Below are 17,977 nucleotides of genomic sequence, written 5' to 3' on the forward strand. Positions count from 1 at the left end.
ATCCAGGCAGACACCGTGGGCCTGGAGCGCGTCATCACCCACACCCTCTACGACGGCTCCAAAAAAACCTGGTCCGGCCGCACGAAGATCTACTCCTTTCCCACCGAAGGCGGGGGCGGCGCGGCCTTCTCCTTCATGGATGAAGACGGAAAGAAGATCATCTGCGGCCCTGGCTGGCGCATCGAAGAAAAATAAAAGACACGAAGGCTCTCACCGCCAGGCCCAAAAAAATGAGAGCCTTCGGAACCCTTGGGGGCCATCATGCACACCCTGACACAAAACCAGCTGCTTCCCACCACCCGCGAAAAAGCCTGGGCGTTTATTCAAGCCCCGGCCAACCTCAACACCCTCACCCCGCCCTGGCTGCATTTCGAGATCGTCTCCGAAATTCCGGAGACCATGGAAAACGGTCTGATCATTGAATACCGGATCGGCCTGCCCCTTCTCGGTCGCCAACGCTGGATCACGGAGATCAAGCACATCAAGGCCCCCTGCCGATTTGTGGATGAACAGCGCCTCGGACCCTATCGATTCTGGTACCATCATCACGAGCTCACCGAGACCCCGAAAGGCGTCCTCATGACCGACACCATCCACTACCGCCTTCCCCTGGGACCCATCGGCGAGCTGATTCACGCCCTCTTCATTCGAAAGGTCCTCACACGTATTTTTGCGTACCGACACCGACGGTTCACGGAACTCTTCACCCCTTATCCCCCCTCCGAGGCGTGAAAGGAAGGAGCCCGACACCTTGGAAAACCGGCGGACACCCTTGTCAATTAGGGGTTCCCCTTGTCATGACCCTGCATTATGACACCCGTCATACCTTCCTGAACACGATTTTTTTTCGACAATTCCATACCCCTGAAATTATAGTGCAATTCTACGATCTTTTCCTCATCTCTTCGCGATATCAGTAAAAAATACCATATTCATCCAACTCCGGCACAGATTGTGTAATTTACCTCTTTAACCGTAAATAACGGCTGCGCACAAACACAGTTCATACCATGTCGAAACCATAAACAAGGAGAGTCACCATGAAACGCTGTATTCTGTTGATTACCGCCATGCTTGTCCTGATCATCCAGCCGGCTTCCGCCGACAATGGCAAAACCTTCATGGGAGTGGGGGCCCACTTTGCCGGAAAAAACTTCGAATTTGATAAATCCACGGGGGCCAGTTTTACGGCCGGTCACCACTGGAATGAAACCTGGGCGCTGGTCCTGGAAACCCTTTTTCTGGACGATTTCGACATCTCCAATCCCCTCACAGACGATGACGTTGACGTCCGACAGGTGTCCGCTCTGCTTCGATGGTACCCCATCATAACCAACAGTGCCAAGCCCTACATCTCCGCTGGAATCGGGTATCTGGACATCCATGTCAGCGATGACAACACCCTCAACGGCCGCCTCTCCAAGGCTGACATCTGCGCCCGGGGCAACATGGGAATTGACTGGCCTTTAAACGACAACCTTGCCCTTGAAATAGAACTCGCCGGTACCGCAGGGATTGACAAGCTCTCCCTGGTCAGCTTTCACGACTGGAACATGAAACTTCTCTACACATTCTAAACCACTCCACAGCCCCCCCCCTTGCCGTTCGGAGGCCGCACTCCCGGCCTCCGGCACCGCAGGAAAGTTCCCCCCACCGAGTCCCAAAGGCCCCCTCTCCCCATCAATCGAGAAAAAGGATCTCTTTCTCCTTGATTCCACATCATCATTTGATTACTCATGAAAGAACAGGATCAACGAACGGTTCATCACCGAATCAATGATAGCCAAGGACAGGGGCTGTATTAACCGCCCCTGAGAATGGAGGATCCATGGAGCCCAATGGTTTGTCTCAAGAAGAGATCAGCATGCGCCTTGAAGAGTTAAACGATGCATGCGAATTGCCCTGGTGTGTGGAGGGCGATTATCTGAAGAAGCGCTTTGCCTTCAAAAGTTTTAATGCCGCCTTCGGCTTTATGACCCGAGTGGCCATCAAAGCGGAAAAAGTGGACCATCACCCGGAATGGAGCAACGTTTACGGAAAAGTGGACGTGGCCCTGACAACCCTTGATTCCGGGGGACTGACCGAACATGATTTTTCGATGGCCACCTTTATGGAACGAATTTCAGGTCTCTGATCCGTCCCTCACTCGCTCGCTTCTCATCCCCGGGTATCGCCACCCGGGAGGGGAAGACAGATATACACCGTGGTTCCCCATCCCGGTCGGGAATCCACGGCCACGGTCCCCCCGTGGCGCGCCACCACCGCATGGGTCACTGCAAGACCAAGCCCCATCCCTTTCCGGGTACTGCGCTCTTTGGTGGTGTAATACGGGTCAAAAATATGCGGAAGGTGCTCCTCCGCGATGCCTCGCCCCTTATCCCTAAATGCAATCTCCACAACAGAGGCCTCCGTCAGGGCGGTATGCCCCTGGCTCCCCTTTTCTAAACAGCGGCAGGTGACCCACACCCCCCCCTTTCCGTCACTGGCTTCCCGGGCATTGGTCAGCACAGACGCAATGGCTTGCTCCATCTGTGAGCTGACGACAGGCATCTGGGGCACAGCCGCCGACAGATCGAGGAACACGCCTTCTGACGCACCGCCCACCTCATCAACACACCGGCGAAGCACCACCTGAAGGGAAACGGAACGCTCGACATCCTCCCCCTGGGTGGAGAGGGTAATCAACCGGGCCATAAGATCCCGAGCCCGGCCGAGGGTCTCTTCCATGATCACCAGATGCTCCTGAGCCGGACTGCCTTCGGATAGTGAAAGGACTGCCAATTCCACACGCCCCAGCATCACCGCAAGCATATTGTTAAAGTCATGGGCAAGACCACCGGTAAGGGACCCAATCAGTTCCAGTTTCCGCTGCTTCAGCAGGGTCTCCTGCAAAGCGCGATATTCCGTCACATCGGTGAGGCTGGCCCGAAGTCCCACCACGGCGCTGTTTTTAACAATGGGAGCCGAGTGGAAAAGGACCGTCATCTCCTTTCCCCCGACCGGAATCATCCGATATTCGGTGGGCTCCACCTCGCCGCCACCCAGAGAGATCTCGACACGCCCCACCACCCGCTGCCGATCATCAGGGTGAAAGGCCTGGAGAACGATGCCGGGCTTATGAAAATCCTCTGGTGCGATATTAAACACTTTTAAACCGAGGCTGTTCACATAGGTCACCCGAAGGGAAAAATCGACTTCACAGACAATGCAGGGGAGCAGCTCCGCCATCTCCCGAAACCGCTCTTCACTCTCACGAATCGCCTGCTCGGACTCTTTCCTCTGGGTGATCTCATCCACCACCCAGATAACGCCTTTATCAAGGTCGGGGGGAACGCTGTCGTCCACCGCTTTTCCAGAGAGGGTACACCACACAGGGGTTCCGTCTCGACGCTTCAGCTGGTAGTCAATCTGCATGCACTCACCATGGACCAGGGCATCATAATGGCGGGACCCGTAGCGGAGAAACATCTCCTCGCTCAGGTGGAGCTCCCGCATCGAAAGGCCTTCCATCTCCTCCGGACAATCATAACCAAGGATTCGGGCCATGCGATCATTGGCTTTCCAGAGACGACGGCCTCCTCTAAGGAGCATGATCCCCACCATGCTGTTGGAAAAAATGGTGGTCAGTTCCGTGAGGGCGGAGTGAAGTTCTTCGGCCTTTTCATCCAAAGCCTGCGTGCGGGACCGGACCATGGCCTCCAGGTAATCCGTGGTTCGCTCCTGAAAATCCCGGCCTTCTCTTAAAGAGGCGATCATCTGATCAAAGGAAGCGGCAAGACGCGCCATTTCATCTTGGCCCTTAAGGGACACCGTTTCGATCTCAAGATATCCCTCGCTCACCCGCTTTGCCTGATAAGCCAGCATCTGCAAGGGCCGCACGAGTCGCTCCCTCAAGGCACAATAGAAAAGGCCCAGGATCAAAGAGATAAAAACAATAGCCCCAGCCACAATATCCCAGCCCATGCGGCGGGTCGTCTGCCGGTGTTTCGATTGGGTCCCTTTAAGCCCTGCAAAGAGGGCCTCCTCCGGGACAACGACGCCCAAGACCCACCCCATACTGGACAACACATGATGAGAGACGATCCAATTTCCCTGCCCAAGCGCCAGGCGCCCGACCCCTTTATCGAGATTCAGCAGCCGGTGGGTGTACTGCCTGACCTCTGCATGGGAGGAGGTCAGGAGACCCTGCCCCTCCTTCACCGAGCCCGTGAGACCAAAAAAAGCCAGAACATCCTCCGAAAACAACAGCGGAACGCCCTTGTTGTCCAGCAGAAACCAGAACATCCCGTCCACATCAAGGGAGGTCTCATCTTCATCAAAAAAGGGTTCGAAAAGACGTTGAAAAGAGAGATCAATCCCCACCATGCCTTTGAAAACCCCTTCAGGTGAAACAATAGGCGTGGCGGCCGTAGCCACCATGCCATGCCCGAAGGTATCGGCATACATGGGTGTCCAGACGGTGCCCTGCGAAGGATTTTTATCCAAGGTGGCGGCCGAAAACCACCCTCTTTTTTTAAGGGTCTCCAAGGTCAGCCCGGAAAAAGCCTCCCGCGACACGCGGTTCGGATAATACAGGAAAAAGCCATTCATCGTCGTGAGGTAGGCGGCAACGGTAGGCTCAGAAGCCTGGCCCAAGACCTCAAGATAGGGGACAAGGCAGGAAAGGCCTTCCGGCGTTATGCCAGAAGGAGAGGGCTCTCCATCGGAAAGGCGCATCGTAAAAACCGGCGTATCAAGCGGGCCCATAAAAACGCCGGAAGGGGCCCCTTCAAGGGCTGTCATAGACTCAAGAAGAGACGAGGAAGGTGATTCAACAAACAACGAATCCCTTGCTTTTTCCGCCAGCAAAGCAGAATTTTTAGCTATTTTTTCAAAAAAATGATCGTAATGGAGGGCGCGCTCCCTGACACGGTCCGCCAAATTCAATTCAACCCGATGACGCAGGGTACGGAGCGCCCGCGCAGAAAAATCATCACCAAACATCTGAACGTGACGGGTCGTGAACAGGGCAAAAACAACCGCAAAAAGCAATAAAGCCATTGAAAGAGTCACCGTCAGCTGAACACTCATGCTGGACCTGAAACGAATCACACCCACCCCCTTCCACCCCATCATCCTGCCTGTTTCAACCTCACCCCGATCACGTCAGGGCCCCCCTTCTCCGTATTGACGAACGTTCCCCTTTCAGGACCAAATCATTTACAGCGGGCTGCCGTCAACTAAAAACGGTGTCGTTTACGGTCATTACGTCAAACGCACCGGCGTCCCACTCGGTTTAACGCCCCTCGCCGGGCTCCGACACCATCAGCAGAGCCGGGGAAAAAGGCGATTAAAAATGGCTCCCAGGAGGGGATGAGTCTTAAAAGACCCCTGCCGTCTTATGCCCCAACCGCATAACCAATTGTGAAAGGCGCACAGATCTGATAACTTTGAGAAAATTGGCTTTTAAAGAAGCCGCAACGCCCTGAGCAGCCGCGCCCCAAACAACAGCCCCGCAGCTGTCAGCCGCCTTTGCAGGGTGTCAACAATGCACGCTGCATATGTCTCCTTTTACTCGGGGACGTCGCAGCATGAAACGCATCCCCCCGAGATCGTCGCCCTTAAGTCGGAGACAAGGCCATGCGCTTATGCTCCCTTCCCCTTCGGGCCTCTGTCGCCTTTCGGGTACCTGCCCACAAGGGATCCGCCCCCCTTCCTGTTGCTGTATTTTAACATTTCAACATTTCAGGCACGATTTTTGATCTATCTTATGCGTGTCGGCCTGAAAAACCAAAGGACACGGCCTGCCACCTTATCGATGCGGTGACGAGTCCTCCACGCCGACGCCACACGAAGGCTCTCAATGACCCGCCGTCCCCCCCCAGAGGAACGGCTAAGCCACATGGAGGTACGCCATGACCCAATCCCTCGACAACAACGACACCGATCTCTTTACCTCAGAACGCGTGGAGGATGTGGAGGTGCTCACCTTCCACAAACACCTGCTCCACCACCTCACGGATCTCCCGGCCAAGACCCGTATTCTGGAATATCTGGACTCCGTCTCCAAAGATCCAACCATCCGTGTCTTCCTGATTCTCGCCGCGCCCCAGCGCCTGGACAAAGAAGCGTACCTCGACTTCTACCGCCAATACTTAAGCACCAGCACGGTCGCAGACCAGACCCTGCTCAAACGGCTTTATAACGGCCTCAACCAGTTCATCATGAAACTCTACACCATCAACCCCTTTGTGGTGCATGCTGGCAGCGGAAACACGGCCTTTCTCTTCATGAACCTCTCCCTGGCCTGTGACTATCGCATCACCAGTGAGGAGACCCTCTTCGAAAACCCGGTGATGGACCTGGGACTTCCCCCCAAAGGCGGCGGTGTCTTCTTCCTCTCACATATGCTGGGACCGGCAAAATGTGCGGAGATCCTCTACTCAGGGCGGGATATCAACATGGATGAAGCCCTGTCGCTGGGCCTGGTAAACCGCGTCGTCAAACCGGAGTCCCTTCGAACCAGTGCCCTCGAAATTGCCCACGCCTTTGCCCACAAGAGCCCCCAGGCCCTTTTCGGCATTAAAAAACTTCTGGGATACGGCATGAAAGACCTGGAAGGGTTCCTGGAATACGAAAACAAAATTCTGGAAACCACCTTGAGACGCCACCAGCATGAGGAGATGTAGCCAACGCCCCCCGGTAAGCTTCGAAAAATCGGCTTCGGCGCCTTGCACTTCGACCTGAAAGGGTTATAGTGGTTCACTTTGATGCGTTCGCAGGAAAGTAACGATTCAGCTTGTGCCTCCGGCGGCCCTGCCGGGGGCTAAACTTTTGCCTGATTTCATAAAGACGGGTTTAACAAACAGGTTTTAAAAAATAATCTTGATCAAATTTCATCTTAAAAGCGGATGTGATTTGGCCCGAGGCACGAGGGGCAAAACGCATTCGCAACCTGCTTTTCAAGGTGGCACACCTTGCCGCCGGAGGCTTTTTGGGGGCTGAATAGTTACGCAGGAAAAACGTATCTCGACTGCACCCCCCCATCAACACGCCCGATAAGTTTATTTTACCCGGGCGTGGCCGGGGCGCAGGCCTGTGATACCTGTCCAAGAAATCATGGGCCGTCGCCCATCAGCAAGGAGCCGTGAAACATGAGCCGGAGTCACCCCACACGCAGCGCTGCATTCGAACTCTTCCAGACCTGGAACACCTCTGAAAGCCTTACCCGCCACGCCCTCTCCGTGGAAGGGGTTATGCGCCATTTCGCCAAAAAATTTGAAGAAGATCCCGACACTTGGGGCATCATCGGCCTCGTCCACGACATTGACTACGAAAAGTTCCCAGAAGAGCACTGCAGCAAGGCAAAGGAAATTCTCACCGAAGCCGGATGGCCCGAATCCTGGATCCGGGCCGTCGTCAGTCACGGCTGGGGGATTGTCTCCGACGTCAAACCAGAGACCAAACTGGAGCAAACCCTCTACGCCATCGATGAACTCACCGGCCTCATCACCTCAACGGCCCTGGTCCGCCCCTCCCGAAGCGTCATGGACATGAAACCGAAATCGGTCAAAAAAAAGTGGAAGGTGAAGAGCTTCGCCGCTGGCGTAGATCGTTCCATCATCGAAAAAGGTGCCGAAATGCTCGGCATGGAACTCTCGGAGCTCATCGACGAAACCATCCTCGGAATGCGCGAGGTGGCCGAGTCCATCGGCCTGGGAATGTCTGAAGCGAATTAGCTCATAAGCCGGGGGTCGAAAAGACCCTCGGTGATCCCGTCAAAATCATAACGCGGACTTGATCCCCTTCCTCTGTGTGTCTGCTGCAAATCCATTTCGAACATCAAATGCAGCATCAACCACGGAGCCCCCATGGCAAGTTCAGCCCATGACCTGGTCCTTTCCTTCTACACCCGTTTTACCAGTCGCATCGCCATCAGCGTGGGCTATGGCCCTGGCCTGGAGGAGATCTTCCCTTTTGTTTTTGAAGACTGCGGTGGCACAGCCATCGGTATCATCGCCCTGGCCGTGATGGACCTGAACGAACGCGAGGTGGTCCATATTTATCACCTGGGCGCCCTCACCCCGGGAAAGGGACAGGGGACAACGATGATTAAAGAATTGTGCCGGGTGGCCACCCAATGCCAGGTCCCCCTCAGCCTCAGCCCCATTCACTGCCCCAACGGAAACCCCTTATGGCTCGATGACAAGGGCCTGGCCCTCTGGTATCGGAGATTTGGTTTCAGGGGAGCGGCACACTTGGTTCGTGAACCCGGGGCCTTGCCCCCCTCCATGACCTGCACCCGTCGTGGTTCAGCCACAACAAACAGCGAACAAAGGCGGAGAAGCATCATACGTCGTGATAAAAGCCTCAATCTCCCACGAATCGATTAATACCCACGATGAAAATCAACGCACCCGTCGAGGGGCTCCCCCCGCCTTAAGGCGAGGAAGTTGCGACAAAAGATCCCGGCGATCTCTTCAGGAAAACTCATGGCAGAGATGTGGGGGGTCACGACAACACCCGGCATCGTCCACAGGGGACTCTCACGGCTCAACGGCTCTTCTTCAAACACATCCAGCACGGCCCCGGCAAGATCCCTCCTCTCCAGAGCATCACTCAAATCAGGTTCGCACACCGTGCTGCCCCGGCCCACATTCATGAAAACAGCCGAGGTTTTCATGGCGGAAAACGCCTCCACATTAAAAAGATGGTGCGTGGAAGGCGTGGCGGGAAGAACCGACACCACATAATCACACGAGGATAAAAAATCATAAAACTGCCCTTGTGGAAAAACCTGGGCCACCCCCTCGCATTCTCCTCCGCTTCGACGATAACCGTGAACCCGCATACCGAAATGATGCCCCGTCCGGGCTACATGCTCCCCGATGGAGCCCAGCCCGCACACCCCCAGGGTCAGATCTCGCAGGCCTCGGTAAGCAAGAGGCGCCCACACCCGGGCCTGCTGATTCTCCCGAACGGCAAAAAGGTTCCGCTCCCTGGCCAGAATATAGCCAAAGACATACTCGCTCATCAACGGACCGAACACCCCCTTCACCCCGGTGAGGAGGTAATCTTTCCGAAGCCCTTCGCGGCACAAGGCATCGACGCCTGCAAAGGTGGACTGCACCCACACAAGCCTTGATGCGTCGGCAAGCACCTGCGCCACCCTATCCGGCTGCCCGAGAATCACCTCGCACCGCCCTGCAACCTTTCGAGCCTCAGCCACCGTCTCACAGGCATGAAGGGTCAGGTCCGGCAAGCCCGCCGCTTCCACCAGGGGCAGGTAAACCCGGGCGTCTCGTGCCAAAATCAATCCATGCGTCATGACGTGTTCCTTCCATTCTTTCTTTGCCACGTTCTTTATGCTACGGTATCCGCAGTTTTTTTAAGTCTTCCAGCCCTATTTTTCCCAGGCAACCACAACCTTCTGAATGAACAAGGCCTTATAAATTTGATACCCCTTGCTTTTCTTGCTGTCATTTTCGGATTGGCCCTTCTTGTATGGAGCGCCGACCGTTTTGTCGATGGATCCGCCGCCACCGCCCGTCACTTCGGAATGCCACCCTTACTCATCGGCATGGTCATCCTGGGTTTCGGCACTTCGGCCCCTGAAATGGTGGTCTCCGGCCTGGCAGCCACCCAAGGCAACCCGGGTATCGCCCTGGGCAACGCCTATGGCTCCAACATTGCCAACATCGCCCTGATCTTAGGAATCACAGCCCTCATTGCCCCCATCACCGTCCACTCCCAGGTGCTTCGAAAAGAGTTGCCCCTTCTCGCCGTCATTACCGCTCTTTCGGCCTTTCAGATCGCCGATGGCCACATCAGCGCCATGGACGCCTGGGTTCTCTTGACCATCTTCGGTGGCCTCATAGCCTGGACCATTCGCCAGGGCCTCCACCACCGAAACGATACCCTCGGCAATGAAACAGAACAAGGGCTTACGACGGACGCCCAGCCCCTCTCACGAGCCCTCTTTCGGCTCTTCTCCGGCCTCATTTTTCTCATCGTCGCCTCCCGGATCCTGGTCTGGGGCGCCGTGGCCATGGCCCGAGCCTTCGGCGTGAACGACCTGATCATCGGCCTCACCATCATAGCGGTGGGGACCTCCCTCCCCGAACTCGCCTCCTCCATCATCGCCACCCGCAAGGGAGAACACGACATCGCCCTGGGCAATGTCATCGGATCCAACCTCTTCAACACCCTGGCCGTGGTCGGCATTGCCGGGGCCATCCACCCCATGGACGTGCCCCCGGAAGTCCTTACCCGGGATGCCCTCACCATGGGCCTTCTGACCCTCTCCCTCTTCGCCATCGGATACGGGTTCAAAGGCAGGGGACGCATCAACCGATTCGAAGGCCTGATCCTTGTCGTCACCTATATCGGCTACAATGCCTGGGTGGCCATGGAGATTTTTCGGTAAAAGCATGCCTCCGGCGGCCCTGCCGGGGGCCAAACTTTTGAAAATTTTTTATGGACTGGGTTTGACAAACAGGCAAAAAAAAGGCCACCCCATTGGGCGGCCTTTTTTCGTTACACGCAGTGCGGTGTTTTTATGCGCGATCTACACGCCGAATTTCTTTCCGTAATTCTCCACCACAAAATCGATGTCTTTGTCGCCCCGGCCGGAGAGGTTCACCAGAAGGGTCTCCTCCTTCGGGAGCTCCTTGGCAAGCGTCATGGCGTAGGCCACGGCATGGGCGCTCTCGATGGCAGGGATAATGCCCTCGGTGCGGGAAAGCTCAAACAGGGCGTCGATGGTCTCCTCATCCCCTGCCGTGACATAATTCACCCGCTTGATGTCTTTCAGGAGGCTGTGCTGGGGACCAACGCCCGGGTAATCAAGGCCGCTTGCCACGGAGTAAACGGGCAGGGGCTCACCGGCCTCATCCTGAAGAAGATACGATTTAAAGCCATGCAGGGTCCCAGGCGTTCCCAGGGTCAAGGTGGCGGCGTGTTTGCCATCTTCAAGGCCCGCCCCCGAAGGCTCAACCCCATGCATCTTGACGCCCTCGTCTTCAAGAAAGGCAGCGAAGAGCCCCATGGCGTTGGAACCGCCCCCCACACAGGCCACCAGGTGATCGGGAAGTTTCCCGTAGCGTTCCTGGAACTGAGCCCGGGCTTCGATGCCGATGATCTTCTGAAAATCTCGCACCATCATGGGAAAGGGATGGGGCCCCACCACGGAGCCAATGGCATAGAGCTGGGTCACCGGATCCGCAAGATACGCTTCAAAGGCGGCATCCACAGCATCTTTAAGGGTCTGGGTGCCTCGGGTCACCGGGATCACATTGGCCCCTAAGATCCGCATGCGGATGACGTTAGGTTTTTCTTTTTCAATGTCGATCACCCCCATGTAGATATCACACTCCAGCCCCACAAGCACAGCCGCCGTGGCCAGAGCCACGCCGTGTTGTCCGGCGCCGGTTTCGGCAATCAGCTTCTTCTTGCCCATGCGCTTGGCCAAAAGGGCCTCACCCAGGCAGTGGTTAATCTTATGGGCTCCGGTATGGTTGAGGTCTTCCCGCTTGAGGTAGATCTGAGCGCCCCCGATCTTCTCGGAGAGGTTTTTGCAGTGAAACAAAGCACTGGGACGCCCGACGAAATCCTTCATGAGCATGGTCAGCTCGCTGATAAACGCGGGATCCTCTTTGATCTCATTGTAGGCGGCGGTGATTTCATCAAGGATGGCCTGGAGCTCGGGCGGAACAAAGCTGCCGCCATAATCTCCAAAATAACCTTCGGCGTTGGGCATTTCAAGGCTGCGAATATCGGTGGTCATATCTCTTCTCCTGGGTCTGAATCGTCTATCTAAGGGCCTGCCCTTACCGGTTCGGCCGCCACATGTTTCTACATGCAGAAACATGCCTCACTCATGCCCCTTTTGCAACCTTTTTTTACTTCCGGAAGCAGAAAAAGCGCCAATCACCTTGCCTTTCAACCCCAAACCCACCTATAGTACTCTTTCTGTCAATTTTAGCCCCTACAGGTGACCTACGTGATCTCCAAACCTCTCATCGAGGCTATCGTTGCCCAGTATGTCCAGCCCCTGGAGGGGCGCCATGGACTTGTTCACTGGGCCCGTGTTCTTGAAAATGGACGGCTGCTGGCCGACCGCACCGACGCTGATCTCACCGTTGTGGAGCTCTTCTCCATTTTCCACGATGCCTGCCGACACAACGAATCCTTTGACCCCAACCACGGAGCCCGTGGCGCAAAACTGGCTCGCCAGTTCCACCAGTCTGGATTCCTCTCCTTAAGTGATCGGCAACTCGAACTGCTTACCTACGCCTGCGAAGCGCACACAGACGGGCTGATCACCGGTGACCTCACCGTGCGGGTCTGCTGGGACTCCGACCGCCTCGACCTGGGTCGCGCGGGAATCCGCCCCGCCCAGGGCCTTTTGTGCACCGGTGCCGCCCGAGACGGCGACATCATGGAGTGGGCAAGTCAGCGCAGCCTCTCCGGGCACCGCCCCGAGCTCCTTGCCGACGAATGGGGTGTCCATCTTAAAGATGAACAGTCGGCGTAAAACAGCGCGTCAAAAGGAACCATCCCGACAGTGCCTCAGGCGGCCCTGCCGGGGGCTAAACTTTTGAAAAGTTCAACAAACAGGTTTTACAAAATAACCTTGATTCAATTTCATCTTAAAAGCGGATGTGATTTCCCCCGAGGAATCCGCCGACGCAAAAGCCTCCGGCGTGACCAGTCCGCATAGGCCCATGTCTATGCGTCACCACTTACCCCACGTCAATGGGCTACGGCGCGACAAGCGATCCGTCTTCGCCTGTGGCTACGCCGTGACATGGGGGCAAAACGCATTCGTAACCTGATTTCAAGGTGGCCCACCTTGCCGCCGAAGACTGCTTCTCTGTCAATCCAATCGACACCCGTGAAAATCATCCACCCCCCATTCAGGACCTTATGACCCATGCACCTTTTTAACGCCATTGCCATATTGATCACCCTGGCCGCCCTCTTCAGTTTCATCAACGACCGATTCATCAAGCTTCCCGCCACCATCGGCATCATGATGATTGCCATGCTGATGTCTTTGGGGCTGATTGTGCTGGCCCCCTTCGGGCTCGATCCGGGAGTGGCCAAGCTCATCGCCGGCATCGACTTCAACACCACCCTCATGGTGGGGATGCTCTCCTTTCTTCTCTTTGCCGGTGCCCTTCACGTGGAGATGGATGACCTCCTGGAAAACAAGGTGGAAATCGCTCTCTTCGCCACGGTGGGCGTGGTGGCCGCCACCTTCATCACCGGAACCCTGGTTTATTACGCGGCAGGGCTTATGGGCCTCACCCTGGATTACATCCACTGCCTCCTCTTCGGTGCCCTCATCTCCCCCACCGACCCGGTGGCAGTGCTGGGCATCCTGAAGTTGACGGGCGCTCCCAAAAGCCTGGAGGTCAAGATCACCGGGGAGTCCCTTTTCAACGACGGCATCGGGGTGGTGGTCTTTCTGACCATCCTGGAGATCGCCACAGGCGAGGCCGAACTCTCCGCCGGTCATGTGGCGGCCCTTTTCGCCACAGAGGTGGCCGGTGGCCTGATTCTGGGCCTCGTCACCGGCTGGATCGCCTACCTCTTCCTCTCCAAGGTGGACAACTACCAGGTGGAGGTCCTCATCACCCTGGCCCTGGTCACCGGCGGCTATGCTTTGGCCCTGGCCCTTCATCTCTCCGGCCCCATCGCCATCGTCATCGCGGGCCTTCTCATCGGCAACCGAGGCCGGGCCTTTGCCATGAGCGACAAAACCCGAGAGCATTTAGATACCTTCTGGGAACTCCTCGACGAAACCTTAAACGCCGTCCTCTTCCTTCTCATTGGCTTTGAAATCCTGATCCTCACCGTCAGCAGACGCTTCCTGGGCCTGGGCATGCTGGCCTTCTTCATCGTCCTGCTCGCCCGATTCACCTCTCTTGCCGGTGCCCTGGCCATCCTGAAACCCTTCCGCACCTTTGCCAAAGGTGCCCTCCCCATCCTCACCTGGGGCGGCCTCCGGGGAGGCATCTCCGTAGCCCTGGCCCTCTCCCTGCCCGCCTCCATCCCGGTCCGGGACGGCCTCGTCACCATGACCTACGTCGTGGTGATCTGCTCCATCGTCATTCAAGGCCTCACCATCGGCAAACTGATTAAGCGCCATCATTAAAAAACATGCCTCCGGCGGCAAGGTGAGCCACCTTGAAAGCGGGTTGCAAATGCACTTTGTCCCTCGTTCCTCAGGCCAAATTGCATTTGCCTTCCAATACTGACGATTGTGCCCGCAGTATCGCAAGATTTTTAAGGCTGACGATGCAAAAAGATAATCCCCCGCCACCGGATCGGATTTAAGCTTACTGAATCACTCCGCCAAGGTTTGCCAGAACGCAATCCCATTCCCTATTCCCCATTCCCTATTCCCTATGCACCATTCACTATTCACTATTCACTATTCACTATTCACTATTCACCATTCCCCATTCACTATTCCCCATTCACTATTCCCCATTCACTATTCACTATCTTCACTATTCACAAAAAAAAACACCGCAACAACTCTCAAAGAGTGGTGGCGGTGCCTTTAAAAAAAGCTCTGGCTCACAGCATGGTGGAACCCCGGACGCGGTCGGACGTCCGGGACAGGAAGAAATGCTGTTGGTCATTCATGCAGTCTATTTCATTGACAAGGTAACCAGAACAACATGAATTTAGGAGAGATCTGAGCCAGAACATCGGTTAGGAGCGCCCCGCAAAGGGGAGGCTCCAAAAATCATGTCACAAAAAAATCATACCGTCTCTTCCGGGTCCATGGAGAACTTCCAGGCACAGACCCACTCGTCAGGATGAACATCCGGCGGGCACCCGATACACTCGGTCTGAATGCGCGAATCAATGGCCCGGGCAAAACTGGGATATTCCACAAGACCGGCTGATTTGCAGGGATAATCGTCCAGGTTCTTCCGCTGCCGGGCCGTCTGAACGCGGCACTTGTTCATTTGAAAAACAAAGCTGCCCTCGTCCTCATCCACGATGGACTGCTCGTTGATCCTTGCGTACATGCGAAACTTCAGGGCGGCCTTCAGCCCCTCAAGACCAGGCTTTTCTGAGAGCCCGAGAAAACGCTTCACCGCAGACGCTTCAAAGGGAGAAAAATGTCCCCAGCAGGAATCATTACAGCGTTTGGCATCGTTCATGCCGTGGGTAAACTCCACGGACTGAAACCACACCCCGTCATTGGCCAGCCAATTGATGGAGATCGATTCAAGAAGGGCGTGCATCTTCTCGGCGTCCAAATCGAGCAGAGCATCGGGGATGCCGTCGGTCATGCCAAACCCCAGGGTCCTGGAGAGACGTTTTAACTGAATATCCCGACTTGTGTCGAGGGCCTTCCAGAGAGCCTCCTGGGCCTTCTCCGTTCCGAGCTGATGCCGCACCTCCGTAAACCAGAGAACGTGATGCATGATGATGCGATGCATCATGTCCATAGCCAGCCGTGCGGTCTCTTCCCGGCTCAACCCCTCCAACTCCATCTTGGTCGTTTCCATCATCTGACGCCTTCTTCGATTAAATGAATGCCATGCATGGTGAAGGGAACCCACCGCGCTGCACGAAAAATTGAAACGATGTGCCCCCGGCGGTCAAGGCGCAGCCCCCCTTTGCTCTTCGGCCAGGAAAAGCAAAGAAAACTGCCGTTTGCACAGGGGTTTTGATTCAATGAAAAAGAAGCACAAACACAAAAAAAACCGTGATCAAAACCCTGGGCCCTGGAACCGTAACCATGCCCCAACGGCTCATTATTTACTACCTATTCGCCCTTAAGTATACCCGCATAAATGGATACAATGTATTTTGCGCGTCTACCGACCCCTTTAAATAATCGCCCAGGCAGGTTCGCCCGAGGCAGATTTCTTCTAAAAAAGGAGGCGCCCATGCTTTGGAACGAACACTCAATCACGTGAACAAAAAAAATGCCTCTGGCAAGTCGCTTTTTGAAAGGGTGCCGGCTGCGCCTTGGTAAAAACCGCAAAACCTTTTTGGTTGCACAACCTCTCTTGCCCGCCCTGGGACAGGCAAGAGAGGCCATGATACGTGAAGGTTACCGCAAGCGTCGGGCTCTCGAAATATTATTTAAAGCCTGTTTATCAAACGGTTCGAACGTTTGGCCCCCGGCAGGGCCGCCGGAGGCCAAACCCTTCATGCTATTTCCCCCCGAATCCTGCGTCGTCCATGGCCGTCACCGCGCCATCACAGGTTTGAATCGCATCCATTTTACCCATGGCCGAAGGCAGCAGGGTATTGATAAAGAAGCGGGCCGTGGTGATCTGACCCTTGTAGAAGGCGGAATCTTTCTTCTTCTTATCAACCAGGGGAGCGGCCACGGTGGCACGCCAGAGAAGCATCCATGCCATGGTCAGATCGCCGGTCACCTCCAGCAAGGGGTGAGAAAAGGCGTAGGCATCCAGTACCTTGTCGGACATGGCGGCCTTACTGATGGAGGCGACCACTTCCGTGTACTTGGCAAAACACGTTTGCATATTTTCCGCCAGGGAAGCCACAGCCTCAACCCCTTTGGCCTGGTTAATGGTGCCCTGGATCATCTCCAGGAAGTCCATGAAGGGCTTGCCTTTTTTCATTCCCAGTTTGCGGCCGAGAAGATCCATGGACTGGATCCCGTTGGTGCCCTCGTAAATCATAAAGATCCGAGAATCCCGCAAGAGCTGGGCCACGGGGAACTCCTCCACATAACCGTAGCCGCCGTAAACCTGAATCCCATGGCTGCAGACTTCAAAGGCCTTGTCCGTGATGTACCCTTTGATCACAGGGGTCAACACCTCCAGGAGCAGGCCGTATTTGCTGCGTTCATCGGCATCTTCGCTCATGGCAATCCTGTCATGACAGAGCCCGCCGAAATAAAGCAGGCTTCGCATGCCGTCCACATAGGACTTCATGATCAGAAGCTGCCGTTTCACGTCCGGATGATTGATAATCGCAACGGGAGCCGAACCTGAAGGGTCGGTCATCCCTTTGGTCTGTACCCTCTCCCGGGCATAGTTCAAGGCGTGGATGTAAGAGGCCGTGGCGCAGGCGAATCCCTGGAGTCCAACCATCTGCCGCGCTTCGTTCATCATCAAAAACATGGCGGCCATGCCCTTGTTCTCTTCACCCAGAAGGGTCCCGATACACTCCCCCTTGCCCCCCAGGGTCAAGGAGCAGGTGCAGTTGCCGTGGAGACCCATCTTCTCTTCGATGCCGGTGCAGACCACATCGTTAAAATCGCCCAGACTGCCGTCGTCATTGATGCGATATTTGGGAACCATGAAAAGGGAGATGCCGCGGGTGCCTGCCGGTGCATCTTCAAGGCGGGCGAGGACCGGGTGGATGATGTTGGACACCATGTTCTGCTCACCGCCGGAGATAAAGATCTTACTTCCCGAGATGGAATAAGTGCCGTCGCCGTTGTTTTTGGCCACGGTGGTCAGGGCGCCCACGTCGGAACCGGCTTCAGGCTCTGTCAACAGCATGGTGCCAGACCATTCCCCTGAGAACATCTTCTTCAGGACCTGTTTTTTCTGAGCCTCCGTTCCGTACCCCTCAATGAGCTTTGCGGCCCCGTGGGAGAGCATGTTGTAAAGCATAAAGGCGTTGCAGGAACCGTAGAAATACTCGTTGGCAGCCATGGACACGGCATGGGGAAGGCCCTGGCCGCCCCACTCCGGGTCGTCACTCATGGCCAGCCACTCGCCTTCACAATACAAATCGTAGGCATGTTTGAACCCTTCAGGTACGGTGACGGTCCCCGCATCAAAGGTGCACCCCCCGTCTCCCACCTTCTGCAGCGGAAGCATCTCCTTGATCCCCAGATTCCGGGCTTCACCGATAATCATATCAATGGTTTTACGATTGAATTCCGCATAGGACCCGGCTTTGTACTCTGTTCCAACGTTCAGCTGCTCATGAAGTACGAAGTCAATATCCCTTTTATCTGCAATCAGTTGAGCCATGAATC

The 17,977-nt window shown here is 55.7% G+C and carries 15 protein-coding genes; 10 read left to right on the forward strand and 5 right to left on the reverse strand.

Going from position 1 to position 17,977, the window contains the following annotated elements; genetic code table 11:
* From Q1Q75_RS10185 to Q1Q75_RS10200, 4 genes are all read left to right on the forward strand, one after another.
* The coding region (locus tag Q1Q75_RS10185) for a hypothetical protein (RefSeq protein ID WP_300670020.1) at positions 1 to 195 on the forward strand (195 nt) is incomplete at its 5' end.
* 66 nt (positions 196 to 261) lie between these two features.
* On the forward strand, positions 262 to 732 hold the full coding sequence (locus Q1Q75_RS10190; RefSeq protein ID WP_300670022.1) for an SRPBCC family protein: 471 nt from the start codon (positions 262 to 264) through the stop codon (positions 730 to 732).
* 308 nt (positions 733 to 1,040) lie between these two features.
* A complete protein-coding gene (locus tag Q1Q75_RS10195; RefSeq protein WP_300670023.1) occupies positions 1,041 to 1,577 on the forward strand; it encodes a porin family protein in 537 nt (178 codons plus the stop codon).
* 251 nt (positions 1,578 to 1,828) lie between these two features.
* Complete coding sequence (locus tag Q1Q75_RS10200) at positions 1,829 to 2,134, forward strand: 4a-hydroxytetrahydrobiopterin dehydratase (RefSeq protein ID WP_300670024.1); 306 nt, start codon at positions 1,829 to 1,831, stop codon at positions 2,132 to 2,134.
* Positions 2,135 to 2,157: 23 nt separating this feature from the next.
* Here Q1Q75_RS10200 and Q1Q75_RS10205 read toward each other — a convergent pair whose 3' ends face one another.
* Positions 2,158 to 5,091 (reverse strand): PAS domain S-box protein, encoded by a 2,934-nt coding sequence (locus tag Q1Q75_RS10205; RefSeq protein WP_300670026.1) that lies wholly within the window; start codon positions 5,089 to 5,091, stop codon positions 2,158 to 2,160.
* Between the two features lie 803 nt (positions 5,092 to 5,894).
* Here Q1Q75_RS10205 and Q1Q75_RS10210 point away from each other — a divergent pair.
* The 3 genes from Q1Q75_RS10210 (at position 5,895) to Q1Q75_RS10220 (ending at position 8,372) form a co-directional block, all read left to right on the forward strand.
* Complete coding sequence (locus Q1Q75_RS10210) at positions 5,895 to 6,668, forward strand: enoyl-CoA hydratase/isomerase family protein (RefSeq protein ID WP_300670028.1); 774 nt, start codon at positions 5,895 to 5,897, stop codon at positions 6,666 to 6,668.
* A 465-nt stretch (positions 6,669 to 7,133) separates the two neighbouring features.
* Positions 7,134 to 7,718: an HDIG domain-containing metalloprotein gene (locus Q1Q75_RS10215; RefSeq protein ID WP_300670030.1), complete on the forward strand. Its 585-nt coding sequence runs from the start codon at positions 7,134 to 7,136 to the stop codon at positions 7,716 to 7,718.
* 132 nt (positions 7,719 to 7,850) lie between these two features.
* Positions 7,851 to 8,372 (forward strand): hypothetical protein, encoded by a 522-nt coding sequence (locus tag Q1Q75_RS10220; RefSeq protein WP_300670033.1) that lies wholly within the window; start codon positions 7,851 to 7,853, stop codon positions 8,370 to 8,372.
* On the opposite strand, the gene Q1Q75_RS10225 is transcribed toward Q1Q75_RS10220, so the two are convergent.
* Positions 8,369 to 9,307, reverse strand: coding sequence for a D-2-hydroxyacid dehydrogenase (locus Q1Q75_RS10225; protein WP_300670035.1), 939 nt, complete (start codon positions 9,305 to 9,307; stop codon positions 8,369 to 8,371). The two genes, Q1Q75_RS10220 and Q1Q75_RS10225, sit on opposite strands and share 4 nt — an antisense overlap.
* A gap of 126 nt (positions 9,308 to 9,433) precedes the next feature.
* On the opposite strand from Q1Q75_RS10225, the gene Q1Q75_RS10230 reads away from it, so the two are divergent.
* Positions 9,434 to 10,405, forward strand: a complete 972-nt coding sequence (locus Q1Q75_RS10230) for a calcium/sodium antiporter (RefSeq protein WP_300670036.1) — start codon at positions 9,434 to 9,436, stop codon at positions 10,403 to 10,405.
* A gap of 141 nt (positions 10,406 to 10,546) precedes the next feature.
* Here the strand turns inward: Q1Q75_RS10230 and trpB are convergent, their stop codons facing one another.
* Positions 10,547 to 11,764: a tryptophan synthase subunit beta gene (gene trpB, locus Q1Q75_RS10235; RefSeq protein ID WP_300670038.1), complete on the reverse strand. Its 1,218-nt coding sequence runs from the start codon at positions 11,762 to 11,764 to the stop codon at positions 10,547 to 10,549.
* Positions 11,765 to 11,980: 216 nt separating this feature from the next.
* On the opposite strand from trpB, the gene Q1Q75_RS10240 reads away from it, so the two are divergent.
* The gene (locus Q1Q75_RS10240) at positions 11,981 to 12,514 is read left to right on the forward strand and encodes a hypothetical protein (protein WP_300670040.1); all 534 of its coding nucleotides are present in this window, start codon (positions 11,981 to 11,983) and stop codon (positions 12,512 to 12,514) included.
* A gap of 399 nt (positions 12,515 to 12,913) precedes the next feature.
* Positions 12,914 to 14,140, forward strand: coding sequence for a sodium:proton antiporter (locus Q1Q75_RS10245; RefSeq protein ID WP_300670042.1), 1,227 nt, complete (start codon positions 12,914 to 12,916; stop codon positions 14,138 to 14,140).
* Positions 14,141 to 14,756: 616 nt separating this feature from the next.
* Here Q1Q75_RS10245 and Q1Q75_RS10250 read toward each other — a convergent pair.
* Both Q1Q75_RS10250 and Q1Q75_RS10255 read right to left on the reverse strand, forming a co-directional pair.
* Positions 14,757 to 15,518 (reverse strand): DUF6125 family protein, encoded by a 762-nt coding sequence (locus tag Q1Q75_RS10250; RefSeq protein ID WP_300670044.1) that lies wholly within the window; start codon positions 15,516 to 15,518, stop codon positions 14,757 to 14,759.
* A 651-nt stretch (positions 15,519 to 16,169) separates the two neighbouring features.
* Entirely contained in the window at positions 16,170 to 17,972 is a 1,803-nt protein-coding gene (locus Q1Q75_RS10255) for an acyl-CoA dehydrogenase (protein ID WP_300670046.1), read from the reverse strand.
* Positions 17,973 to 17,977: the final 5 nt, after the last annotated feature.

The sequence above is a fragment of the Desulfoluna sp. genome, assembly GCF_030145185.1.
GTDB lineage: Bacteria > Desulfobacterota > Desulfobacteria > Desulfobacterales > Desulfolunaceae > Desulfoluna.